Genomic DNA, 24,167 nt, shown 5'->3' with positions numbered 1-24,167 from the left:
TCCATTGCGGTCAGACCGTTGCGCCCTGAATATTTCGGTCAACTTTGGCCGCGATATCGTGACATCCGATCACACCCTTGGCCAATAGCTCCTCAATCCGCGCTGCATCGAAGGCCAACACATCCCGCAGTATGGAGCGCGTGTCCTCACCCAGCATCGGCGGCGCCTTTGGCTTGTAATCGACCTGAGCAGCAAGCCCCTGAGCTGGCCGGATCAGCGAAACAGTCCCCAGTTCCGGGTGTTCGACCCGCTGAATTACTCCCCGTTCCACGACAGATGGTGCCTGTAGGGCTTCCGACACGGACTTGACTGGACCGGCAGGCACATCAGCGGCCTGGCACGCCTGAATCCAATGAGTCGTCGTTCTTGTTGCAATAATCGTTTGGATTTCTTCCAGCAGGCCGGAGCGATTCAACGCCCGATCGTGTGAGGTCAGGTAGCGTGGATCGCAGGCCAGATCGGGCCGGTCGATCACGAGGTTACAAAAGTCGGCGAACATACGATCATTGCCGACAGCTAGCGCAAAAGGTCCGTCGCTTGCAGTGAAAAGCTGATAGGGAACGACCGTCGGATGGGCATTCCCATAGCGTTTTGCTTCGACACCGGCGTTCAGGTAGGCCGTTCCCACATTGATCAGCAAGTTCAGGGTCGAGTCGAGCAAGGCCACATCAATGTACTGCCCCACGCCGGTATCTCGCCGCTGATAGAGCGCCGCCAAAACCGACTGTGTGGCCACCATCCCTGCCACAACATCCGTAAAGGCCACGCCAAGCCGGTTCGGTGGGCCGTCCGTCTGCCCGGTAATGGACATCAGGCCACTTTCCGCCTGCATGATGAAGTCATAGCCCGGCCGCGTCACCTCGGGGCCCGTCTGGCCATATCCCGAGATCGAGCAATAGACGATGCCGGGGTTTATCGCGCGGATATCGCCATAGCCGATACCAAGACGATCCACCGTTCCGGCACGGAAATTCTCAACCATCACGTCCGCACGGGCGGCAAGCTCCAGCACAATGGCGCGACCCTCAGGCGACTTCAGGTCCAAAGCGATGCTGTGCTTGCCGCGATTGGCGCAGAGGTAGTACGTGCTGACCCCCTTGAAATTTGGCACAGACCAGGCTCGCGTGTCGTCGCCGCCCTTGACGCTCTCGATCTTCCAGACATCGGCCCCCAGATCGGCTAGGCTCATGGTTGTCCAGGGACCGGCCAGAACGCGCGTCAGGTCGAGGACCTTTATGCCTTTCAAAGGCAGCGTCTGCATTGTCTTGGCCATTTCGTCTTCCCGAGTCATGCTGTCACCGCCAGACCCGTGTCTCGGGCCTCAGGGAAGTGGCAGGCAACGGCATGGCCGCTCGATTGCAGGTTAAGTTGCGGCTCCTGCTCTGCACAGATCCGCTGTGCGATGGGACAACGCGTCCGGAAACGGCATCCCGACGGAGGGTTGATCGGGCTGGGGACATCACCCATAAGCAATATGCGCGCGCGGGCGCGTTCGCGCGGAGGGTCGGCCAGCGGCACGGCTGACATCAAGGCCTGAGTGTAGGGATGCAGCGGCGAGGCATAAAGCGTTCTCTTGGGCGCGACCTCGACAATCTTGCCCAGATACATAACGGCAACGCGGTCGGAAATGTGCTGTACCACCGACAGGTCATGAGCAATGAAGACAAAGGCCGTTCCGTACTCTCGCTGGATATCCTTCAGCAGATTCAGGACACCTGCCTGAACCGACACATCCAGAGCCGAGACCGGTTCGTCCAACACCAGCAAATCGGGCTGCAAAGCGAGGGCGCGTGCAATCACAACCCGCTGCCGTTGACCACCCGAAAGCGCGTGAGGATATCGAGTACCATGCTCGGGGTTCAGGCGGACAAGATCCAGCATCTCGGCCACCCTGCGTTTGCGGTCGTTTGGCGACAGGTCGCTGATCCGAAGAGGTTCGGCGATGTTCTCTGCCACCGTCATCCGGGGGTGAAGCGAGGCATAAGGATCCTGAAACACCAGTTGGATCTTGCGGCGCAGCATCCGCATCCCGTGTGGCGGTAGGCTGTTGATATCCTTGCCGCGGAATAGGGTCTGGCCTTCGGTTGGTTCAATCAGCCGCAGGATACAGCGTCCGAGTGTGGATTTGCCGCATCCGGACTCTCCAACCAGCCCCAGGGTCTCGCCGGGGGCGACGTCGAAAGACACGCCAGCCACGGCGTTGACCTGGCCAACATCGCGTTCGAAAAGAATGCCACCCTTTACGGGGAAGCGTTTCACCAGACCGCGCACCGAAAGGATAGGTTCAGCAATGGTCATGCAACGCTCTCCAATCCGGTAAAGGCAAAGTGACAGGAAACGATATGCCCGCTCTCAAGCGACGCTGGTGGTGCTTCGCGCCGGCAGATGTCTTGAGCCATATGACAGCGCGGGTTAAATGCGCACCCCGGAGGCAGCCGACCAAGAGCCGGAGGCGTGCCGTCAATAGAGAACAGCCGCTCGCTTTCACGCGTCATGTCCGGAATCGAAGCGATCAGACCGCGTGTATATGGATGACCGGGCCGGGCGAAGAGGTCGTCCACAACAGCCTGCTCTACCACCTGTCCGGCATAGACAACCGCCACACGATCAGCGTGTCCTGCCAGGACGCCAAGATCATGGGTAATCAGGATCAACCCAAGTTTGAGTCGCGATTGTAAGTCGGCCAGAACATCCATGATCTGGGCCTGCACGGTCACATCCAGCGCAGTGGTCGGCTCATCTGCAATCAGCAGGTCCGGATCGTTGGCGACTGCCATGGCGATCATCACCCGCTGCCGCATTCCCCCGGAAAACTCGTGCGGATACTGTCGCAGACGCCGATCAGGTTGGGGTATGGTGACCAGGGCAAGCAGATCCCTTGCGCGGTCAAGTGCCGCCTTACGTGAGAAGTCAGGGTTGTGCAGGCGCACTGCTTCGGCAATCTGATCGCCCACTGTCATCACCGGGTTCAGTGAGGACAGTGGGTCCTGAAAGATCATAGCAATGCGAGATCCGCGCAGCTCGCGAAGGGATCGCCGTGGAAGGCCTATCAGTTCCTGCCCTTTGAACCGGACTGAGCCGGTGACTTTCGCACCCTCCGGCTGCAGACCGAGAGCTGCGAGCATGCCAACCGATTTTCCCGAACCGGATTCGCCCACGATGCCCAGCACTTCGCCGTGATCGACATGCAGGCTGACGCCGCGCACCGCCTCTGAAAAGACGCCGTTGCGACCAAAGGCGACGCGCAGATCGCGCACCTCGAACAGGGGAGTGTGTGCGTTCATTTCGACCTCGGGTCAAAGTAGTCGTGCAGGCCGTCGCCGATGAAGTTGAAGCCCAGAACGATCGTCAGGATTGCAAGGCCGGGACCTAGGGCCACCCACCACGAATAGAATTGCGATGCCCCGTCCGAGATCATCGAGCCCCATTCGGGCGTTGGTGGCGTGGCACCCAGACCGATGAAGGACAGTGACGCCGCAAGCAGGATGACCTGTCCGAGGTCCATCGTCGCGCTGATAAGCACGGGGGTCCAGCAAAGCGGCAGCACGTGGTGGGTCAAGACCCGGGTTTGCGTGGCACCCGAGGCGACGGCGGCCTCGACATGTTCCCGCTCGCGCACTTCCAGCACCTGCGCGCGCATTAGTCGGGCATAAATCGGCCACCAGACGATGATCATGGCAATCGCCGCATTTTCGAGCCCCGGTCCTAGGGAGGCGGCGACTGCCATAGCGAGCAGCATGGGCGGAAAAGACAGTGTCACATCCACCAACCGCATGATGATTGTATCCACGATGCCGCCGATGAAACCGGCCAGCGCCCCGAGCAGGGCCCCGATCGACACTGCAAAGAAGACCACGGTTACAGCAATCGGTATTGAGTGGCGTGCCCCATGTAAGGTGCGGCTCAGAACGTCACGACCGAGTGCATCCGTGCCGAGCAGGTGGTCCCAACTGGGGGGTTGAAGCCTGCGGCCCACCATGTCCAGCGGGGCATAGCTGGTCATCCATGGGGCGGCCACGGTGGCAAGAAGCCAGAAAAGGATCAGGCCAAAGCCGATCATCAGCGGAAGGGTCAGCCAACGTGGGCGGACGATCCGGGGGGCGAGTTGTGCGGTCATCGTTCAGCCAAGCCTTACACGGGGGTTTGCGACGACATACGCAATGTCAGTCAGAAGATTGGTCAGCAGGAAGACGACTCCGCCAACAATGGTGACGCCGATGATCGCGGGAAAATCGAGTCCACGTGCCGCGTCGACGGCGTAGGATCCCATGCCAGGCCAGGAAAAGATCGTCTCTGTCAGAACAGCGCCGGTCAGCAGATAGGCGAAGGAGTAGCCGATCACGGTCAGCGTCGGCACCATGGTGTTTCGCAAGGCATGGCCGACCACGACACGGAACTCGCCAGCACCCTTGGCGCGGGCGGTAAGGATGAACTCGCGCGACAGGATCTCCAGCATGTTGGCCCTGACAAGACGTGAAATCGTGCCCGCCACTGCCCAACCCAGAACAAAGGCCGGCAGGATCAAGTGCCATACCGCGTCGAGGAACAGGCGAAACTCACCGGCCAGCAGGGTGTCGATTGTCATGAAGCCCGTTACCGTGGGCGGCGCGACGGCACGTGCATCGAGTCTGCCTGGGCCAGGCAGGACACCCCACTGAACCGAGAACACATAAAGCAGCGCGAGCCCAAGCCAGAAGACAGGCACCGAAGATCCGAACAGCGCGAACAGACGCGAAGCATGATCAATAGCCGTGTTGTGAAAATAGGCCGCCAGGACGCCGAGACTTATGCCGATCGTCGCGCCCACGATCATCGCCGCAATGACAAGTTCCATCGTGGCGGGCAAACGGTGAAGCACATCCTGCGCCACTGGGCGGCGCGTGATGAAGGAGGTTCCCATGTCGCCTTGAAACAGGTTGCCGACATAGATTGCGTAGCGTTCGGGCAGGCTGCGATCTAGTCCCCATTTGGCCTTTGCAGCCGCCACCACTTCGGGGTTGTTCATTTGCCGGTCTGATACGATCGCAGTCAGCGGATCGCCCTTGGTCACCGTCGTCAGCAGGAAGGCGAGGGTAACAATACCCAGAACAAGGAAGGGCATCGCGATTAGGCGTCGCAGGATGTAGCGGGTCATTTGAGTGATCTTCCCGTCTGGTGGCGCCGGATGGAGCGGTGGCGTGTTCCTCGTTAGTATTGACAATCGGCGGGCGGGCAGTCAACATAAATGAAATTAAGTTTCACTTATTGGCCTTTCGACCGGTGCAAATCAGATGCCTCGACAAGGAAATGGGGGAAGATATGCGTAAACGTGCGGTTCCGGTGGATGGCGCAGAGGCGGTCGAGGCAAGCAATCCTGCGGCCTCGTTAACGCGCGGACTTGAGATTCTGCGATCCTTCAGCGCGGACGACACGACGCTGGGGAATCAAGAACTGATCGAACGCACTGGATTGCCCAAGGCCACGGTGTCACGATTGACGGCCACATTGGTCGCGCTTGGCTACCTGCACTATGACACACAGCTTGGCCGCTACAGCATCGGGCCAGCGACCGTATCGCTTGGCTATTCGGCGCTCAGCTCGTCTGCAGTCGTACATATGGCGCAGCCACTGATGCAGGAGTTGGCGGACCGCTCTGGTGTAGCCACCGCCCTTGGTACACGTGACGGGCTGGAAATGGTCTATCTTGCCAACTGCCGGTCGCAAAGCCCGGTGTCGCTGCGGCTGAACGTGGGTTCCCGCTTGCCGATCTGGCGCACCGCAATGGGCTTGGCCTACATCGCCGAAATGCACCCCGATATTCGCGACGGCGTGCTGGCGCAGATGGTCGCGCACGAGCCCGATCAAGAGCACAACATCCGTACCGCGATCGACGAGGCGATCGAGAGCCGCGAGTCGCTTGGGTTCATTGCGACCTTCGGCAAATGGTATAGCTATATCAACGCGGTTGGCGTCGCATTTCGCCCAACCGACGGATCACCCCTCGTAGCTATAACCTGCGGCGGGATCATCGACATCATCCCCAAGGATGTTTGTTTGTCACGCATCGGGCCTGACCTCGTCGCGATGGTAGAGCAACTTCGCAGCAATCTGAACGGGAAGCCAAGGGTTCCCCTGACTACCCCTTAACCTTTGACTAGGAGACACCATGCCGGTTCCCGTACTTTATCCGAAGGTCAGTCTGGAAATGCAGACAGGCCGGATTGCCCGCTGGCTGGTTGCCGATGGGGCGGCTGTCAGCACCGGTCAGGTGATCTTTGAAATTGACAACGACAAGGCTGCTGTTGAAGTGGAAGCGCCCGCCGATGGCACCCTTCGCCATGCGACGGCTGAAGGTGTCGAGGTGGGTGTCGGCGCCTCAGTCGCGCATATCATCGTTGCGGATGAGGTGCTGGCGCCTGCTGCTCCTGCGGTCGTGACGACCGAAACTATTATGGCAGAGCAGCCTGACACACGCCATCCACCTACGCGATCCGGCGCACCGGCGCTAAAGTCGCGGAGCCCGAACCCCACGCCGCTTGCACGCCGCATAGCGCGCGAACAGGGCGTCAGTCTTGCCGGGATTATCGGCAGTGGCCCACGTGGCAGGGTGCAGAAGTCGGACGTTATCGCTAGACTTGAAGCTCTTGCCGCGCCGCCGAACAAGCCGGAGGCGCCGATAGAGGACGCCGGACTGAACGCTGTCTGGTTGCGTCAAGGGGTTGGCATTCCAGTCGTATTGTTGCACGGCTATAGCGCCGATCTGAACAACTGGCGTGGCCTTTTTGCCGGGGCACGAGCTGATTTTCCCGCCTTTGCGATCGATCTGCCTGCACACGGCGCTTCGCCACGTGCGACCCCGGCGGATGCCGATGCGCTATGCGCGCAAATCGAGTCGGCAGTCCTGGCGCGGCATGAAGGCCCCGTCGTGGTGGCCGGGCACTCTTTTGGCGGGGCCATCGCGGCGCGGCTGGCAGGACGAGGGCGGCTTGATCTGCGCGGTCTGTGTCTGTTCGCGCCAGCGGGCCTTGGACCGGAGATCGACGAGGCTTTCACCCGCGGTATCCTGCGGGCGAAAAACGCGACCAGCTTGCGCCCCTGGCTGGAACGCCTTGTCCACGACCCTGCGGGCATCAGCGAAGCTTTCGTCAAGGCCGTCGCAGAGGCGCGGCTGGATACCGGTCTGACGGCGGCGATGGAGGCGTTCGCCGAGCGCTTCTTTCCGGATGGCACGCAGGCTTTGTCCGTGCATGCGGATCTGGCAAGGCTGCAAATCCCAGCAAAGGTTATCTTCGGGCGCCAGGACCGCATCTTGCCATTCGCGACTACACGCTGTCTGCCTGCCACGATCGGGCTGCATGCGGTTGATGCCTGCGGTCACCTGCCGCATCTGGAGCATCCGGCGTTGGCTCTGCGCCTGCTGCATGAGGTGTGGCGCAGCGCGGGCTGATGCGCCGTCAGCCGGGCTGCCGACCATATTCGCGGTAGCGTCCGGCGACCTCCGCCATCTCATCGGCGTTCAACAGGGCGGGGTTCCCCGCCCTAAGGGCGAGGAGGTATTGCCGGGCCAGCATCTCCAGCTTGGCGGCCCGCGCGATCGCGGTCGCCATGTCCGGACCGACGCTTACCATGCCATGATTGGCCATCAGACAGGCGTGATACCGGCTGCCCAGCGTAGTCACGACCGTATCGGCCAGTTCACCGCTGCCGAAACATGCATACGGGCTGCAGGGGATCTCTGTCCCACCGAACCCCGCGACCATGTAGTGAAATGCCGGGATCGCCTGCCGCAGGCAGGAAAGGGCCACGGAGTGATCGGGGTGGGCGTGAACCACCGCACCAACATCCGGCCGCGCGGCAAGGATTCGGGCATGGATTGCCCATTCCGAGGACGGTCGCCATGTTCCCTGCCAGCTTCCATCCAATGCCATCGATACGATCTGGTCCGGCCGCATCTCTGCCGGGGGGATTCCGGTTGGGGTGATCAAAAGCCCCGCGCCGTGCCGCAGGCTGAAGTTGCCTGCCGTGCCGCTGTTCAGGCCCCGCTGTTCGGCATCAAGCGCCGCCCACACCAGCGCCTCTGCAGCATCATGGGTCATCTTGCTCTCCGTTCACCTTCGGCAATCGCTTGCTGAAGCACGTCCACCGCCCCGAGCTTGCCGGGTTTAAGAAATAGCCACAGGGGGTCACCGTCCGCATCGGAAAGGCAGGTTCCCAAACCAAGACGTCCTTCCGGCAGCGCGCGTGCGCGCTGCAGGCCAAGCGCCGCGACCACAGCGCCCGAGGTTTCGCCCCCGGCTACTGCAAAGTGACGATGTCCTGAAATTCGTAGCCCCGCGGCCACTGCTGCCAGGACGGCTTCCGCCCGTCTGGCAGCGCCGACGGCACCGTATACCGACTGGCTGCGCGCGAGCCCATCTGCATCGGTTGCGGTCGTGATCGCGAAAGAGCCGGATTGCGCTGCGGCCCAGTTCAGCGCCCTTGTCACCAATCCGTCGATACCGCCGGGTTCAAGCAGATCGAGTGTCAGAACGGGATGCGTTGCGGACAGGGCGGCAAGTTGTGCCAGCACGACCGGCCCGGTGCTGCCGGCCAGTACCGCAACCGGGCCCGATGCCGGTGGGGCACGGGCGGGCACCGCGGAAGGGCGCGCAAGTCTTTTGGCGAGTGCCACAATCAACGGATCACTCGCCACCACCGGCAGATCCAGCCGCCTCGCCAGATCCGCCGATATTTCCACATCACCATCATCTGAAGCATCCAGAAGCACATGCCCAGCACCTTGGCGGGCGTGGGCCGACACCGCTGCGGCTGCGGCCTCGAGCCCGCCCTGCAAGGTCAAATGGCTGACAAGTGCCACCGGGTGCTTGGTCTGACGGCCGAGAAAACGTACGAGATCGGGGTCCTCCATCGGGGTCAGCGGGTCCAGTCGCTTGATCGAGTCTGACACGAGCCGATTCCGGTAGAAGAGGTAGCCTTGGTGAACCGTGGCGCCAAAGCGGGGAAAGCCCGCGCTGAGCAGTATCGGACGGCGCCCCGTGCGGGCAGCCAGCAGATCGGCCGCAGGGCCGATATTGCCTTGGGCGGTGGAATCGAAACTGGCGCATGCCTTGTAGGCCACACGCGCGCATCCCGCGTCTACGAGCGTGTCGTACCAGAGGGCAATTTCGGCGCGCGCCTCGTCTGCGGGCCGGGTACGGCAACGGGTGGCGGCAATCAGGACGTCTGCCTGCCCGGAAATACCTTCTGGCTGAAACAGCACGGGGCAAGCGAAGCCTGCACCTTCGAGCATTCCAGCGATCATGACAGCGCCAGTGAAATCATCTGCAATGATGCCGAGCGCGGATTGCATGACCTTTACCTCTGTGCGCACATCTCGCGCGCGATGATGATCTGCTGGATCTGGGAGGTGCCTTCGTACAGTCGGAACAGACGGACATCTCGGTAAAAATGTTCGACCGGATAGTCCTGCATATAGCCCGCCCCACCATGCACCTGTACAGCCCGATCCGCCACGCGGCCTACCATTTCAGAGCAGAAGAGCTTGCAGCTCGCAGCGTCTTGGATAATCCGTTCGCCCGCATCAAACCGGCGGGCTGCATCGATGACCATGCAGCGCCCTGCATAGGTTTCAGTCGCGCTGTCGGCCAACAGGGCCTGCACCAGCTGATGCTCTGCGATCGGCTTGCCAAACTGGTGGCGTGTGGTGGCAAACGCAACCGCTTCGTCACATAGCCGCTGGGCCTGACCCACGCAGAAGGCGGCGATATGCAGGCGTCCACGGTTCAGCACCTTCATTGCGGTCTTGAACCCCTGACCTTCGACCCCGCCGATCACTGCATCCGCGGACACTTTGCAGTCGTCAAGAATGACGTCGCAGGTCTTGGTGCCGCGCTGGCCCATCTTGCGGTCGGGTTGACCCAGTGACAGGCCGGGGCTGTCGGCAGGCACCAGAAATGCCGTCACTCCTGCAGAACCCGGGCCGCCAGTGCGGGCCATCAGGGTAAAGACGTTGGCTACTGGTGCGTTAGTAATGTAGCGCTTGGTGCCATTCAGGATGTAGTGATCCCCAACGCGCCGTGCGGTTGTCTTGACCGATCCGGCATCTGAACCGACATCCGGTTCAGTCAGCGCAAATGACCCGATCACCTCGCCAGCAGCCATTAGCGGCAGCCAGTAGGCTTTCTGAGCTGCCGTTCCGTCGACAATGATGCCCTGCGACCCGATTCCATTGTTCGTGCCGATGATCGATCGGAAGGCTGCCGAGGTTTGTCCAAGTTCGAGCGCGACCATGACTTCCTCTTCCATGGTCAGGCCAAGACCACCGAATTCCTCGGGAATCGACAAGCCAAACAGGCCAAGCTCGCGCATCTCGTCGATGATCGTAGGTGGAATTGAATTGGTCTCTTCCACTCCCGCCTCGGCGGGGACGAGCCGCTCGCGCACAAAACGGCGCACAGCGTCGACCAGCCCTTCAAGGATTTCAGCGTCTCGGATCATGAGCTTTTTCCTGCCCAGTTGCCGGACCGCGCCCGGCATGAAGATTTCTATTGCAAGTTAAGGCTTGCACGGCTTAGAGTTCGATTCAAGCAAAAACGGAATTAATTTCCATAAAACAAGATGCGGCATACTCGGCACCATCAGCGCTGAAGCGGAGAACAACGAAGAATGGCCCAGCAGATCCAGATCACCCCGTCGGCCCCCTGGTTCCGGCTGGAGTCGGAAGACGCCGACTGGGGCGTGGAGCGCCCTTCGGATCTTGTGCGCTGGTATGCCCAAATGCTTCTGATCCGCCGGTTCGAGGAAAAGCTTCTGGAACTGGAAAAGGCCGGTCTGATTCATGGACCCGCCCATGCCAGTATCGGTCAAGAGGCCGGCGCAGTGGGTGCCATGTCGGTATTGGGGCCTGAGGATCGCATCAACGGCACCCATCGCGCGCATCATCAGGTTCTGCTGAAACTGGTCAACGCGGTCACGCCCCTGGGCTTTGATGTCCTGAGTGACGCCTTCACGCCAGAGATGGACGAGGCGATCCACAAGTTCATGGCCGAAATCATGGGCCTTACGCCCGGCTACTGCGGAGGGCGTGGCGGGTCCATGCACATGCGCAATGCCGCGTCCGGGATCATGGGCACGTCGGCAATCGTCGGCGGCAACCCGCCCCATGCTGTGGGCTACGCACTGGCCGACAAGATGCTGGGCCGAGATCAGGTATCTGTTGCCTTCTTCGGTGATGGTGCGGCACAGAACGGCGCAAGTTATGAGGCGATGAACATCGCCGCCGCGCAACGCGTTCCCACCATCTTCTTCATTGAGAATAATCTTTACGGCGTTTCGACCCGTATTACCGACATCACGCGAGAGACGCGGATTTCCTCGCGCGGAGCGATGTTGGGGATCCCGTCCATAGAGGTCGACGGGATGGATGTCGTCGCCATACACCTCGCGATGGCCGAAGCGCGGCGTATCATCGCAAGCGATGGTGGCCCCGTTGTGGTAGAGGCACTTCTCTATCGCCACTTCCATCAGTCAGGCGGTCGCCGGGGCAGTGATTTTGGCTATCGCCCGGCTGACGAGGAAGAGGAGTGGCTCGCGCGCGACCCCGTCACAACCGCCGCCGCGCGGCTGCGCGCAATGGGCATCGCAACCGCCGAGGATCTGGCCCGGATCGATGCCGTTGTGACGGATCGGGTGGCAAATGCAGCCGCGCAATTGACCGAAACCGTACCTGGCGGAAATGCCCTGCGGATCCCCGAACGGCTCTGGCCCGACCCCGCCAGCCGGGATGACGGCATACTGGGGGATCTGTCAGAGTTGGCTGGCGCGCGGATGCTGGACCATGACGCAATGGCTGGCGTTACGACCGAACGGATCAAATTTGTCTCGGCCGCGTCGGAAGCGCTTGCATCTGCGATGGATCGTGATCCGCGCATCATCGTTCTGGGCGAGGACGTCCACCAGATGCGCGGCGGCGTCTCGGGCTTTACCAAGGGGGCACTGGAACGTTGGCCCGGTCGCGTGTTGCCGATGCCGATTGCCGAGAACGGCTTTACCGGTGTGGCGCTTGGTGCGGCGCTGAGTGGTCTGCGCCCCGTCGTCGAGATCATGTTCGGTGACTTCTGTTTTACTGCAGCCGACCAGATCGCACACGGGGTGGGCAAGGTGCGGCACATGTTCGGGTCTGGTTTTCCGGTCCCGCTGGTCATGCGTGTCCGGGTATCGCCCCATACCGGCTATGGATCACAACACAGCGCTGATCCGTCCGCGCTGTTTGGAATGTTCCCTGGCTGGCGTATTGTCAGCCCGGCCACCGCCCACGACTATATCGGCCTGATGAACAGCGCGCTTCGCTGCGACGATCCGGTCGTCGTCATCGAACATACCGAGCTCTATCAGCGCGAGTTCGACGTACCCGCCGGAGACCGCGATTTCTGCATACCCTTCGGCCGTTCCCATATGGTGCGACGCGGCAGCGCCTGCACAATCCTCGCCACCTCGGTCATGGTTGCAAATGCAATGAAGGCGGTCGAGGAGACTGGCATTGACGCCGAGGTCATCGACCTGCGCAGCCTCGATCATCACGGGATTGACTGGGAGACCATCGGCCAGTCGATCGACCGCACCGGCCGCGTCATCATCGCCGAACAGACCGCGCGCAGCATGTCCATGGGTGCCACCTGGGCAGACGGCATACAAGCGCGGTTCTTTGACAGCCTTGACCACGAAATCCTGCGTGTGACCGGCGGGCTTGCTGCGCCCACCGTCTCGTCAGTCCTGAATCGCGCCGCACTTGGTTCTGCGGCGGATATCCGCGAGGCGCTGCTTCGCATCACTGAAAACTAGAACAGGGAACCCAAGACTGGGTCCAACAACAAGGAGGACGGCAAATGGAACTCAAGCTTCTGATGCCAAAGGCAGCGGTGCTGTCATTGGCGCTCGTGACGGCGGTCTTCGGGCTCTTTGTCCCCGGGGCACAGGCGCAGGAAAAACCTCTGGTTATCGCGCGGGACATGGACGTAAATGCACTCGATCCTGCCCGGGCGTGGTGCGACACGTGCCAGATCTACAATACCTCAGTGTATGAGCAGCTGGTCACGCTGGACAAGGACAACAAGCTCCAACCCCTCCTGGCGGCAAGCTGGACGTCAAACGCCGAGCAGACGGAATTCTCGTTCACACTCGATGCAGCGGCAAAGTTCTCGGACGGCTCGGCTGTTGAGTCGAAGGATGTCAAATGGTCGTTTGAGCGATTGAAGAACATCAAGGGCAATGCGTCCTTCCTAGCCGATCCCATCGTGTCGATCGACACGCCGGATCCCCAGACCGTCGTGATCAAACTCTCTGCCCCGAACTCCGAGTTTCTCAATCAGGTGGCTGCGGGTTTCCTCGGCGTCATCAACAGTGACGTTGCGGCCGCGAACGGCGCTCTGGCCGACGAGACTGCAGCAGAAAAGGACACGTCTGAGACCTGGTTCCTTTCGAACTCGGCAGGCAGCGGCCCCTTCGTTCTGGCGGCCTACGAGCCCAACTCTGAGCTGCGCCTGGCGCGGAACGAGAACTACTGGCGCACGAAACCAGTCTTGCCCGAGGTGATCTTCCGCCAAGCAAAGGATGCCGTTTCGCAGGCGCAGATGCTACAATCGGGTTCGGTCGATATCGCAATGCAGATTGACCCCGAAACTGCCAAGTCGCTTGAAGGGACACCTGCGATCGTCGAGCGGGTGCCGTCCTACAACTTCGTCTATATCGCACTCTCCCCTGGGGCGAAGGCTACGACGATCGACATGTCACCCGAAGTGCGCGAGGCGATCTCGATTGCCATAGATCGCACCTCACTCATCGACTTTACGCTGGGTGGGGCCGGGCGTCCGCTCGCCGCGCCGATCCCGCTGGGTTTCCCCGGTGGGGACGGGCACCAGGTTCCAGAGTACAATCCCGAAAAGGCCAAAGAAATGCTGGCCGCAGCGGGACTTGCCGATGGGTTCACCCTGCAGACGATCTACCCCGACATGAATGTCTACGGTGTCGACTTCAACCTCATGATGCAGAAAATCCAGCAAGACCTCAGCAAAGTGGGTGTGGCGCTCGAATTGCAGCCCGTGCCGTTCGCCAACTGGCGTGAGGCTGCCAATGGTGACCATATCCCGCTGACTGCTGTGTTCTTCGCGCCGGACTTCTTCGGAACGTCCCAGTACGTCGACGTCTTCGGCATGCAGGACGGGTCGGTCTGGGCCAAGCGTGCAGGTGGGGCAAACAAACCCGAGATTGTTAATCCCCGGCCCGGTGAGCTGAAGGCGCAGGCCTTGGCAGCGTCGACGGCTGAAGAGGCAGAGAAGCTGTGGTCCGAGGCTGCACAGGAAATGATCAAGAACAAGATCATCATTCCCATGGTCAGCCCTGACCTGATCCTGGCCTACGGGCCCAACGTCAAGGGTGTGCGCTACAGCGCCTGCTGCAACCTGCCGCTCGCCGAAATCACGAACTGACGATAGATGCGGGGGCGCCCTCGGTGCCCCCGCTTTTTCTTGCTGAGGACCGAAGCATGACCCGCCTCCTTGCCAACTCCCGAGATTCAGCCCTGATCGAACGCGCGCGAAGGGTGATACCCAACGGCATGTGGGGGCATATGGCCACCCGCGCCATCGCGCCAGGCTATCCGCAGTTCTTCTCGCGCGCCGATGGCTGCCGCGTCTGGGACGCTGATGGCAACGAGTACATTGATTTCATGTGTGCCTGGGGACCGAATGTGCTGGGTTATCGGCATCCAAACGTTGAAGCCGCAGTGATGAAGCAACTGCGCGAGGTGGATTCGGGCAATGGTCCAACCGAGACGCTGATCGAACTGGCCGAGACGCTGACCGACACCCTGGATCATGCCGATTGGTGTCTGTTCCAGAAGAACGGGACCGATGCGACCACCGCTTGTGTCACCATTGCCCGTGCAGGAACCGGGCGGCGCAAGGTGATTATGGCAAAGGGGGCGTATCATGGCGCGGTGCCATGGTGTTCCCCGTCCGTCGTCGGGGTTACGGCAGAAGACCGCGCGCATCTGATGACGTTTGAATGGGGCGACGTGGCCAGCCTCGATACCGCGGTTGCCGAAGCGGGCGACGATCTGGCCGCGATCATCCTGACGGCCTTCCGCCACGACGTCGGGCGCGATCAGGAAATGGCAACTACAGATTTTCTGAAAGCGGCGCGCGCGCACTGCGACCGCACAGGCGCAATGCTGATCTGCGATGATGTACGGGCTGGCTTCCGACTTGACGTACGCGGCAGCTGGGCCGCACAGGCCGTCAAGCCAGACCTTGCGGCCTATTCCAAGGCCATCGCCAACGGCTGGCCGCTGGCCGCTATCGCTGGATCAGATCGCGCTCGTGAAGGGGCGGAGAAAATCTTCTCTACCGGTTCGTTCTGGTATGGTGCGGCTGCGATGGCAGCAGGGCTCGCGACTATTCGTATCCTCCGCGATACCGATGCGCTGGCGCATACAGTGGTGATGGGTGAGCGCCTGCGCAGCGGGCTGGATCAGGTGGCCGCCCGCCACGGTTTCCGGCTGCGCCAGACCGGACCAGTTCAGATGCCAATGGTTCTGGTCGATGGTGACCAGGATTTGCGGATCGGAAACGCGCTTTGCCTCGCGGCGCTGCGTCACGGGGTCTATCTGCATCCGAAGCACAACATGTTCCTCTGCGCCGCCCACGGGCCGGCGGAAATCGACCGCGCCATCGAAGGTGTAGATGCCGCATTCACCGAAATCGTCGCCGCTGGCGTCGAACACGCCTGAGAGGAATCCCGAATGTCCTATACTGACTATATTTTCAATGACTACCGTCGCCGCTGCGACGAGCTTGAGGCCAGCACCAACCCATTCGCCAAGGGTATCGCTTGGGTTGGCGGGGATTACGTGCCTGTTGCCGAGGCCAAGATTCCGCTGCTTGACCAAGGCTTCATGAAGTCTGACCTCACCTATGATGTGCCAGCTGTCTGGGACGGCCGTTTCTTCCGGCTGGATGATCACCTTGACCGGTTCGAAGCCAGCATGAAGAAGCTGCGGATGGTCAGTCCGATCCCCCGGCAGGAGATCCGCGACCGGCTGGTAGAGATGGTTGCGAAAAGCGGCATCCGCGATGCCTATGTGATGATGTTCATGACCCGCGGTCTGCGCTATGTGCGCCAGTATGCACCCGAGGATTGCCCGAACCACTGCTATCTTTTGGTCACCCCTTACCTCTGGGTCATGGGGGAGGAGGTGCAGAAGGCAGGCGGCTCCGCAGTGATTGCTCGCACGGTGCGCCGCATTCCGGCCGGGGCAATCGATCCCACAGTCAAGAACTTGCAGTGGGGCGATTTCACGCGAGCTATCTTTGAGGCGCGGGACAGGGGCGCTATGTATCCGATCCTGAGCGACGGCGATGGGAACTTGACTGAAGGCTCGGGCTTTAACGTGGTTCTGGTCAAGGATGGGCGGATTTACACGCCGCGTCGCGGTGTGCTGGAGGGCGTAACACGCAAGACCGTGTTGAAGCTGGCCGAACGTCTTGGTCTGGATTGCGTGGTCGACGACATCCCCGTCCAACTTGCCTATGACAGTGAAGAGATCATGTTTGTCACCACTGCCGGTGGCGTCATGCCAATTACCATCCTGGATGGACAGCCCGTGGGGGACGGCCAAGTAGGGCCCGTCACCAAGACCCTGTGGAAAGCCTATTGGGACGCACATTCGGACCCAGAATTCAGCTTCCCGATCAACTACTACTGAAAGCAAGGGACATGGGATTCCTGAACTACGAAGTGCGCCCGCGCGTGCTGGTGGTCGGCAACGGACATACCTATGACCGAACCGCACTAATGGCGATGTTCGAAAGCTTCGAGGGTATGGAATGCTTCCTCGTGGAGCATCCGCTAGCCGAAAAGGTGCTCAATCCCTCTGCCTTGGCCGATGTGGATGCGCTGGTGTTCTACGATATGCCAGGTGGCGATCCGTGGAGCGGGGCAGGCTACCAAAGGGACCCCTCACCCGACATGCGTGCGGGGTTTGCCGCGCTGCTGGACGCGGGAATGCCGATCGTTGCCCTGCACCACGCCATCGCGGCTTGGACAACCTGGCCCGAATGGGCCGAGGCACTTGGCGGCGCGCTTTATCACTTTCCCGGAACTCTTCGAGGCCAGGAAGTGATGGATGGAGGCACGCGTGCAGAGATGGATATGACGATCACGGCGACCGATGCCGCGCATCCCCTTTTCCGTGGTCTGCCATCGGCCTTCACCTTGCGCGATGAGGCCTATCTGATGGAGGTCTTTACCGCCGAAATCGATGTTGTTGCGCGGACGGATGTGAAACTGACTTGCCGCAACCTATATTCGATGGCCCTCGCAATGAACGGTGAACGCCGGTCGAACCGCGACTGGGAGCGTTCCGATGGTGACAGCGCAGTCGTCTGGACCAAGCGATCGGGCAATAGCGCGGTGGCCTATATTCAGCCGGGCCACTATGGCGAGACGTTTCAGGACCCGCTGTATCGCAGACTTGTCCGCAACGCGCTGGATTGGACGATGGCGGAAAGCCCGTGGCGTGGGGCAGGTCGATGAAACTTTACGTCTCAGTCGGGCCGAACCCGCGAATCGTGCGGTTTTTTCTGCAGGAGAAGGGCTTTTCGATCGATGAGATCCGCGTCGATCTGGTCGGGGGCGAAAATCGCGCCCCGGCGTTCCTGGCCATGAACCCCGCTGGGCAGTTGCCCGTGTTGCGGTTGGAATCCGGGCAAGCCGTCTGCGAAATGCCCGTAATCTGCGACTATCTGGAGGGAGTTCTGGGGGGCGCGTCCCTCATCGGTCCCACGCCTGAACGGCGCGCCGAAGTGCTGGCCTGGGTGCGACGGGTCGAACAGGCATATTGTCACCCGGTTACGATGGCCTTCCGGTACGGACCGGGATTGCGGGTGTTCGAAAATCGCACCCGCTGTCTGCCAGAGGCGGCAGAGGGCATGGCGGCGCTGGCGGAGGATGGTGCCGCCTGGCTCGACAAACAATTGGGCAACCGGGCCTTTGTGGCGGGTGATGCCCTCTCTCTGGCTGACATTGTTCTGTGGTGTTTCGTTGATTTTGCAGCTCAGCGCGCAGGGCTTCCGATCCAGCCGCAGAACCGACGTCTGACCGAGTGGTTCGCGCGGATCTCGGAACGCCCCGCGGCGGGTGAAACCGCAGCGCTGGCGTACGGCAGAGCCTGACCGCGCTTTGACGCATTCAAGGGAGCTTACATGACCCCGGTTTATATCTGCGACTATATTCGCACCCCGATCGGCCGTTACGGTGGCGCGATCTCGTCTGTACGTCCAGACGATCTTGGAGCGATCCCGTTGCGTGCGCTCATGTCACGAAACACTGGTGTCGACTGGGAAAGCGTTGACGACGTGATCTTTGGCTGCGCCAATCAGGCAGGCGAGGATAACCGCAATATTGCACGGATGTCCTTGCTGCTCGCAGGCCTTCCTGTGGGAGTCACGGGAACGACAATCAACCGCCTTTGCGGCTCTGGCATGGATGCAGTGCTGACGGCTGCGCGTGCAGTGGCCGCCGGTGAGGCCAATCTTATGATTGCGGGCGGCGTTGAAAGCATGTCTCGCGCCCCCTTTGTCATGCCGAAAGCTGAAGGCGCGTTCTCGCGTCATGCCGAGATCCACGACACCACCATTGGCTGGCGTCTTGTTAATCCGGCCATGCAGTCCTCCTACGGCACCGACTCCATGCCCCAGACCGGGCAGAATGTCGCTGACGAGTATGGCGTCAGCCGCGAGGCGCAGGACGCGATGGCGCTCAGCTCTCAGACCAAGGCGGCGGCAGCGCAGAGAAACGGGCGGCTCGCGAAGGAAATCACCCCAGTCACGATCCCGCAGCGCAAGGGTGATCCCCTTACTGTTGACCGTGACGAACATCCCCGCGCGACAACGCTGGAAGCTCTTGCGCGTCTGAAGCCGCTGTTTTCCAACGGATCGGTTACGGCGGGAAACGCCTCTGGCGTCAATGACGGGGCTGCCGCGCTGGTTATCGCCTCCGAGGCGGCGATAAAGGCATACGGGCTTCGGCCCATCGTGCGGATACTTGGAGGAGCGACGGCGGGTGTTCCCCCTCGGGTGATGGGGATAGGTCCCGCACCAGCTAGCCAGAAGCTGATGGCTCGGTTAGGTCTGAAGAGTGACGACCTGGATGTGATCGAACTGAACGAAGCTTTCGCCGCACAGGGGATTGCGACCCTGCGACAGCTTGGCATCGCAGAAGACGATCCGCGTGTGAACCCCAACGGGGGGGCCATCGCACTCGGACATCCGCTTGGTATGTCGGGCGCGCGGATCACCGGAACTGCGGCGCTGGAACTTGTGGAAAAGGGTGGGCGTCGCGCAATTGCGACCATGTGCATCGGCGTCGGTCAGGGAATCTCAGTTGCGCTTGAGAGGGTTTGATCGGACGGTCGGATGTTAGGGAAGTCGGCCCTTGTGGGTAGAGCCATGGGCTTCGAGGCCTTGACAATGGAGTTGCGGACATTCGTCGCAGTCGCTCACACTGGAACCCAGTGCGTGTAGGACAGCTCAACTGCGCACCTGTAGCATTTGGGGTCATGAGGCTTAGTCGGCGCGGAGCCTAACGAACTCTGGTCGTCTCGAAGGTTACATCGTACAATTTTTGCCATCGCGTCATCTTGATGAATTCTGGCCCATCATGAGTTCTTAAGTCTGATAGCCAGCCACTATGTCTACCGCCTGACGCTTCCCTCCCTCGCCCTTGCAAGTAGCTAGGTCGATTCGCGGTGTCCTTTGTCAAGAAACCTTCTGTTGGAAGGTTCGATCTCAGCTGGGCATCTGAATTGTTGGCGCCCAACGAACTCAATCGGAACCTGCTCCAAGGCACTGCGCAATGTAGCCCATAAGTAGCCCAGATCGGGAGATTTCAGAAGCGACGACCGAGTGACAAATAATTAATCGTAGTATTTCAGGGATTTAAGTGGTGCCCGGAGACGGATTTGAACCGCCGACACGCGGATTTTCAATCCGCTGCTCTACCAACTGAGCTATCCGGGCACCGTGGGCAGTAACTGCCGTTTGGTGAGGGGGTATTATGCGAGGGAGTCGGGGCTGTCCAGAGGGTTCAGTGAAAAAAACTCAATGCCTCGGCGATTCTTCGGGCGTGCCGGGGGCGGGGTCGTCTTCCTCTTGCGCCGTGCCGGGAATGACGTAACCGCCCTTGAGCCAGCGCCCCAGATCGATGTCAGCGCAGCGGCGCGAACAGAAGGGGCGGTACTTCGGATCGCTGTCCTTCTGGCAGATCGGGCAGCTCATGCACGCCCCGCAAGCAGGGCGGAAAGGGCCAAACGGTCGCGTTTGCGGACCAGTTCATAAAGGCCGAGAGTCGTCCAGCCCGAGAGGCTCGTTTCCGCCGACTCGCCTTTGAAGGCGGCGCGCAGCACCTGATCCAGTGTGGCGCGATCCTTCTTGGGCATCGGAGCAAAGTCGACCACAATCTGACCGCCAAGCCCGCGCAACCGCAACTGGCGCGGCAGGTCGCGGGCGGCGGCGATGTTCGCCTTCAGGCTGGCCGCGGGCGAGGTATCGGCGCCGGTGTTCACGTCCACCGCGACCAGTGCGCGGGTGGGTTCGATATAGACATGGGCGCCGCCAGCGAGGGGCACGCGGGCCGAGAGCAGCCCATCGAGCATCTCATCGACGCCGTGGTCGCGGAAGCTGCCTTGAACAATCTCGTCCGGTGCGGGGTCGGCCCACTCGCGCCATGCGAATTCGTGTGCGGCGGGGCCCTCGATCAGCAGTTCAGGCGGGCCATCTGCGTCATTCAGAACCGCGATGGCGAGGTCCCGCATCGCAAGGATGTCCTCGGCGATTTCGGCTTCATCCGCACCGTCGCAGGCGGAGCGAAGGATCAGGCCCAGATCGTGTGGTGCGCCATCCATCCCGGCCTTGGCAAGCGACTCGAGATCATCGCGCAGATCTTCATCGTGGATGCGGCGGCTGATATTCAGGCCGGGTGCGCCGGGGGTTACGATGGCATAGCGGCTTTTGAAAAGAAGCCGCGTGGTGACGGGCAGCGCCTTGCCGGGCTCGGCGGTGCCGGTGATCTGGACCAGCACCGATTGACCCGGCGAAAGTCCAGAGACCTGCCGCAGAAAGCCAGACTGGCCCCCCGGCAAGCGCAGAAAGACGCCGCCTTGCCCCTTGACGGGCCGGTCAACGGTGCCGCGATAGATGGCGCCCGGTAGGGGGGCATCATCCGCCGGATCGATCGCCAGATCCTGCAACACGCCATCCACCACAAGGGCGGCGGCCTGCCGCTCTCCCCAGGTGTCCAGCACGATCACGCGGCCTTTCATGCAAAGCTCCGTTCGGATTGGTAGATCGGATAGCCCGCAGCGGCGAGCAGGGCGGCCGTTTCGGCCACGGGCAGGCCAACGACGCCGGTGAACGAGCCCGAAATCCAAGGGATGAAGGCACCCGCCAGCCCCTGAATGGCATATCCGCCAGCCTTGCCCTGCCATTCGCCGCTGGCGAGATAGGTGTTCAGTTCAAGGTCAGACAGCCGCTTCATCTTGACGTCGGTCACCACCTCGCGCGACCAGAGCCGCGCGCCGCGCCGAACCGCTATGGCGGTGATCACCTGATGGCGCCGTCCGCCCAGAAGGGTCAGAAAGGCCGCAGCCTCGCCCGCATCGGCAGGCTTGCCCAGGATGCGGCGCCCGACGGCGACCGTGGTATCGGCGCAAAGCACGATATCGTCCTCACCCGCGACAACGGCCTGCGCCTTTTCCTGCGCCAGCCGCATGCAATAGGGGCGCGGAAGCTCTCCCTTGACTGGGTCTTCGTCGATGTCAGGGGGCAGGATCGCGTCGGGCACAATGCCAAGCTGCGCCAGAAGTTCTTTCCGGCGCGGACTGGCGGATCCGAGGATCAGCTTCACTTGAAACGATAATTGATGCGGCCCTTCGACAGATCGTAGGGGGTCATTTCAACCTGCACTTTGTCGCCTGCCAGAACGCGGATGCGGTTCTTGCGCATCTTGCCTGCCATCGTCGCGATCAGTTCATGGCCGTTTTCCAGCTCGACCTTGAATGTCGCGTTCGGCAGGAGTTCCTTCACGACACCGGGGAATTCGAGCAGTTCTTCCTTGGCCATGGTCACTCCAAATGGGTTTGGCCCGCGAAGGCTTCGCAGGCTCGGGCGACAGATGCGCCTGTTTGTGCTGATTTTCAAGGGGGAATCGTGCGCCCGGTCAGCCCGTAACGACGCCTGCGGCGATCCGCGGGGCTTGTTCATCCCAATGCAGGTGGTTCAAAACGCCCCCATCGCGCCGCACGCGGGCGATGTGATCGCGCGATACGGTCGCATAAACCCAGCCCGGCTGGTTCAGGACTGACTCGGCAAAAATGCCGTTCTCGGGAAATCCCAGATCAGGAGGGCCATAGATCGCCGCAGAGCCCACATTCTCATCGACGGCAGGGCAGAAATCACAAAGGCCGACGGTGGGCGAGTGAACCACAACGCATTGATTTTCAAGGGCACGCGCCATGGCCCCCACCCTGACGCGCGTAAAGCCGCGGAAGGTGTCGGTGCAGGATGGCACCAGTAGAATCTCGGCCCCAGCCTCGACAAGGGCGCGCGACAACAGGGGGAATTCGCTGTCATAGCAGATGGCGATGCCCAGCCGACCCAAGGGTGTATCAAAGACCCGCAGCCCCTGACCCGGATCGACAAACCAGATCTCGCGTTCGAACCGCGTCATGATCTGTTTGTCCTGATGGCCAAGGATGCCGTCGGGGCCATAAAGCGTGGCGCGGTTCACCGGGCGTGCCTGACCTTCAATGAAGACCGGACCCGAGGCACCAAGGATATGCAGCCCGAATCTGGCGGCGAGGCGGATGTGCAGGTCATCGACCTGCGGTTTCCAGCGCGCGACCTCGTGCAAGCAGGCCTCGAGATCGGTCGAGATTGCGCGCCCGGCAAGGCTTCCCAGCTCCATCGCGCCATATTCGGGGAAAACCAGAAGCTCGGCGCCACGTGCTGCGGCCTCGGTCACCCATGTCGATAACTTGACCTCATAGGCGGTAAAGTCGGCCAGTTCGTCCAGCGGCCACGCGGCGGCGGCAATCCTTACGTCGGTCATCTGTTCCTCATCGTTGCGCCGAGGCTCGCATGGCCCATGTGGGGCTGCGTGCCAACAAGCGACATCTCACCACGCCAGTACGCCGTCCTCGGATCCGCCATTTACTTCGGACAGTAACCATTCGCGAAAGGCGATCAGTGGCGGATAGCCGTCGGCAGTCAGGGGCCACACCAGGTAGTAGCTGCCCCGGCTGGGCACTGGCCCGCCCCAGGCGTCAACCAGTCGGCCATCGGCAAGCTCGGCGCGCGCCAGAAATTCAGGCAGCAGGGCCACGCCCATGCCATAGATTGCTGACTGGATCATCGGGGCAAACTGGTCAAACAGCATCCCGAGTGGCGCGGCATCGGTGATGCCGTGATGGGCGAGCCAGCCTGCCCAGGCATCGGGGCGCGTTTCAAGCTGCAGAAGCGGCAGGCCGATCATGTCGGCAGGCGCGTTGATCGGGTGACTTGCCAGAAACCCCGGTGCGGCGCAGGCGACCATGCGCTCGTCAAAAAGCTTGGCAAAGCCTGCCCCGGGCCAGGTTGCCTCGCCGAAATGGATCGCGGCGTCGAACCCTTCTTCCGCAAAGTCGAACGGGCGTAGCCTTGTGCCGAGGTTGATCGTGACGCCGGGGTTCTTTGCCAGAAAGCGCGGCAGGCGCGGGGCGAGCCAGCGCGTGCCAAAGGTGGGCAGGATCGACAACGCCAGTGTTCCGCCGCCGGGGGCCGAGCGCACGCGCATCGAGGCGCGGCTGATCAGGTCCATCGCCTTGGCCACATCGCGGGCATAGGCCAGCGCGGTGTCGGTGGGCACAAGCCGCCGCCCCTCGCGCCGAAAAAGCTGCACGCCCAACTGGGCCTCAAGGTTCTGGATCAGCCGGCTGACCGCGCCCTGCGTCAGGCTCAGGTCATGTGCCGCGGCAAGGGTCGAGCCGGTGCGGATCACCGATTCGAAGGCCATCAGAAGTGAAACCGAAGGCAGGAGTCGGCGAGGGGTGGCCATGTATTATGCCTTTTACGCATTGCTTAACGCCAATCTATCGTTAT

Annotated in this window: 23 protein-coding genes and 1 tRNA gene; 9 read left to right on the top strand and 15 right to left on the bottom strand. The window is 61.5% G+C overall.

The genetic code is table 11. The features are described 5' to 3' along the window. Positions 1-10: 10 nt before the first annotated feature. The 5 genes from FQU74_RS16560 to FQU74_RS16540 are packed head-to-tail and all read right to left on the bottom strand — an operon-like array spanning position 11 to position 5,134. Positions 11-1,273, bottom strand: a complete 1,263-nt coding sequence (locus FQU74_RS16560) for a CaiB/BaiF CoA transferase family protein (RefSeq protein ID WP_206665045.1) — start codon at positions 1,271-1,273, stop codon at positions 11-13. 14 nt (positions 1,274-1,287) lie between these two features. Further along, positions 1,288-2,298 (bottom strand): ABC transporter ATP-binding protein, encoded by a 1,011-nt coding sequence (locus FQU74_RS16555; RefSeq protein WP_146287588.1) that lies wholly within the window; start codon positions 2,296-2,298, stop codon positions 1,288-1,290. Next, positions 2,295-3,257, bottom strand: a complete 963-nt coding sequence (locus tag FQU74_RS16550; protein ID WP_229704412.1) for an ABC transporter ATP-binding protein — start codon at positions 3,255-3,257, stop codon at positions 2,295-2,297. Before FQU74_RS16550 ends, FQU74_RS16555 begins: the two co-directional genes overlap by 4 nt. A 23-nt stretch (positions 3,258-3,280) precedes the next feature. After that, on the bottom strand, positions 3,281-4,117 hold the full coding sequence (locus tag FQU74_RS16545) for an ABC transporter permease (protein WP_146287586.1): 837 nt from the start codon (positions 4,115-4,117) through the stop codon (positions 3,281-3,283). Positions 4,118-4,120: 3 nt separating this feature from the next. Continuing rightward, positions 4,121-5,134, bottom strand: a complete 1,014-nt coding sequence (locus FQU74_RS16540) for an ABC transporter permease (protein ID WP_146287585.1) — start codon at positions 5,132-5,134, stop codon at positions 4,121-4,123. A 164-nt stretch (positions 5,135-5,298) separates the two neighbouring features. Between FQU74_RS16540 and FQU74_RS16535 the strand changes: the two genes are divergently transcribed. Both FQU74_RS16535 and FQU74_RS16530 read left to right on the top strand, forming a co-directional pair. After that, positions 5,299-6,126: an IclR family transcriptional regulator gene (locus tag FQU74_RS16535; RefSeq protein ID WP_146287584.1), complete on the top strand. Its 828-nt coding sequence runs from the start codon at positions 5,299-5,301 to the stop codon at positions 6,124-6,126. 19 nt (positions 6,127-6,145) lie between these two features. After that, a complete protein-coding gene (locus FQU74_RS16530; RefSeq protein WP_146287583.1) occupies positions 6,146-7,426 on the top strand; it encodes an acetoin dehydrogenase dihydrolipoyllysine-residue acetyltransferase subunit in 1,281 nt (426 codons plus the stop codon). A 7-nt stretch (positions 7,427-7,433) separates the two neighbouring features. Here FQU74_RS16530 and FQU74_RS16525 read toward each other — a convergent pair whose 3' ends face one another. Genes FQU74_RS16525 through FQU74_RS16515 form a run of 3 tightly spaced genes read right to left on the bottom strand, consistent with a single transcriptional unit; the run spans position 7,434 to position 10,476 of the window. Then, entirely contained in the window at positions 7,434-8,075 is a 642-nt protein-coding gene (locus FQU74_RS16525; protein WP_146287582.1) for a class II aldolase/adducin family protein, read from the bottom strand. After that, positions 8,072-9,328, bottom strand: a complete 1,257-nt coding sequence (locus tag FQU74_RS16520; RefSeq protein WP_146287581.1) for a four-carbon acid sugar kinase family protein — start codon at positions 9,326-9,328, stop codon at positions 8,072-8,074. Before FQU74_RS16520 ends, FQU74_RS16525 begins: the two co-directional genes overlap by 4 nt. A 5-nt stretch (positions 9,329-9,333) precedes the next feature. Continuing rightward, positions 9,334-10,476: an acyl-CoA dehydrogenase family protein gene (locus FQU74_RS16515; protein ID WP_146287580.1), complete on the bottom strand. Its 1,143-nt coding sequence runs from the start codon at positions 10,474-10,476 to the stop codon at positions 9,334-9,336. 168 nt (positions 10,477-10,644) lie between these two features. Between FQU74_RS16515 and FQU74_RS16510 the strand changes: the two genes are divergently transcribed. Genes FQU74_RS16510 through pcaF form a run of 7 tightly spaced genes read left to right on the top strand, consistent with a single transcriptional unit; the run spans position 10,645 to position 19,436 of the window. After that, positions 10,645-12,819 (top strand): alpha-ketoacid dehydrogenase subunit alpha/beta, encoded by a 2,175-nt coding sequence (locus FQU74_RS16510; RefSeq protein ID WP_146287579.1) that lies wholly within the window; start codon positions 10,645-10,647, stop codon positions 12,817-12,819. Positions 12,820-12,863: 44 nt separating this feature from the next. Further along, positions 12,864-14,462 carry an ABC transporter substrate-binding protein gene (locus FQU74_RS16505; RefSeq protein WP_146287578.1) on the top strand — a complete coding sequence of 533 codons (1,599 nt, stop codon included), beginning with the start codon at positions 12,864-12,866 and terminating at the stop codon, positions 14,460-14,462. Between the two features lie 56 nt (positions 14,463-14,518). Beyond that, positions 14,519-15,763 (top strand): aminotransferase class III-fold pyridoxal phosphate-dependent enzyme, encoded by a 1,245-nt coding sequence (locus FQU74_RS16500; RefSeq protein ID WP_146287577.1) that lies wholly within the window; start codon positions 14,519-14,521, stop codon positions 15,761-15,763. A gap of 12 nt (positions 15,764-15,775) precedes the next feature. Continuing rightward, a complete protein-coding gene (locus tag FQU74_RS16495) occupies positions 15,776-16,738 on the top strand; it encodes an aminotransferase class IV (protein WP_146287576.1) in 963 nt (320 codons plus the stop codon). Positions 16,739-16,749: 11 nt separating this feature from the next. Continuing rightward, positions 16,750-17,568, top strand: a complete 819-nt coding sequence (locus FQU74_RS16490) for a ThuA domain-containing protein (RefSeq protein ID WP_146287575.1) — start codon at positions 16,750-16,752, stop codon at positions 17,566-17,568. Next, positions 17,565-18,206: a glutathione S-transferase family protein gene (locus FQU74_RS16485; RefSeq protein ID WP_146287574.1), complete on the top strand. Its 642-nt coding sequence runs from the start codon at positions 17,565-17,567 to the stop codon at positions 18,204-18,206. The genes FQU74_RS16490 and FQU74_RS16485 overlap by 4 nt, the downstream gene beginning before the upstream one ends. A 30-nt stretch (positions 18,207-18,236) precedes the next feature. After that, positions 18,237-19,436 (top strand): 3-oxoadipyl-CoA thiolase, encoded by a 1,200-nt coding sequence (gene pcaF / locus FQU74_RS16480; RefSeq protein ID WP_146287573.1) that lies wholly within the window; start codon positions 18,237-18,239, stop codon positions 19,434-19,436. A 539-nt stretch (positions 19,437-19,975) separates the two neighbouring features. On the opposite strand, the gene FQU74_RS16475 is transcribed toward pcaF, so the two are convergent. From FQU74_RS16475 to FQU74_RS16445, 7 genes are all read right to left on the bottom strand, one after another. Then, positions 19,976-20,051, bottom strand: a tRNA-Phe gene (locus FQU74_RS16475). An 81-nt stretch (positions 20,052-20,132) separates the two neighbouring features. Then, positions 20,133-20,309, bottom strand: a complete 177-nt coding sequence (locus FQU74_RS16470) for a DNA gyrase inhibitor YacG (RefSeq protein WP_146287572.1) — start codon at positions 20,307-20,309, stop codon at positions 20,133-20,135. Further along, entirely contained in the window at positions 20,306-21,352 is a 1,047-nt protein-coding gene (locus tag FQU74_RS16465) for a ribonuclease E/G (protein WP_146287571.1), read from the bottom strand. The genes FQU74_RS16470 and FQU74_RS16465 overlap by 4 nt, the downstream gene beginning before the upstream one ends. Then, positions 21,349-21,936 carry a Maf family protein gene (locus FQU74_RS16460; RefSeq protein ID WP_146287570.1) on the bottom strand — a complete coding sequence of 196 codons (588 nt, stop codon included), beginning with the start codon at positions 21,934-21,936 and terminating at the stop codon, positions 21,349-21,351. Before FQU74_RS16460 ends, FQU74_RS16465 begins: the two co-directional genes overlap by 4 nt. Then, entirely contained in the window at positions 21,933-22,151 is a 219-nt protein-coding gene (gene infA / locus FQU74_RS16455; RefSeq protein WP_054301515.1) for a translation initiation factor IF-1, read from the bottom strand. Before infA ends, FQU74_RS16460 begins: the two co-directional genes overlap by 4 nt. A gap of 97 nt (positions 22,152-22,248) precedes the next feature. Further along, entirely contained in the window at positions 22,249-23,139 is an 891-nt protein-coding gene (locus tag FQU74_RS16450) for a carbon-nitrogen hydrolase family protein (RefSeq protein WP_146287569.1), read from the bottom strand. 66 nt (positions 23,140-23,205) lie between these two features. Further along, complete coding sequence (locus tag FQU74_RS16445; RefSeq protein ID WP_146287568.1) at positions 23,206-24,123, bottom strand: LysR family transcriptional regulator; 918 nt, start codon at positions 24,121-24,123, stop codon at positions 23,206-23,208. Between the last annotated feature and the right edge of the window lie 44 nt (positions 24,124-24,167).

This window comes from Gemmobacter aquaticus (assembly GCF_007859075.1).
GTDB classification, from domain to species: domain Bacteria; phylum Pseudomonadota; class Alphaproteobacteria; order Rhodobacterales; family Rhodobacteraceae; genus Gemmobacter; species Gemmobacter aquaticus.
The sequence above is the reverse complement of the archived record's forward strand: the minus strand, read 5'-3'. Positions and strand labels throughout refer to the sequence as shown.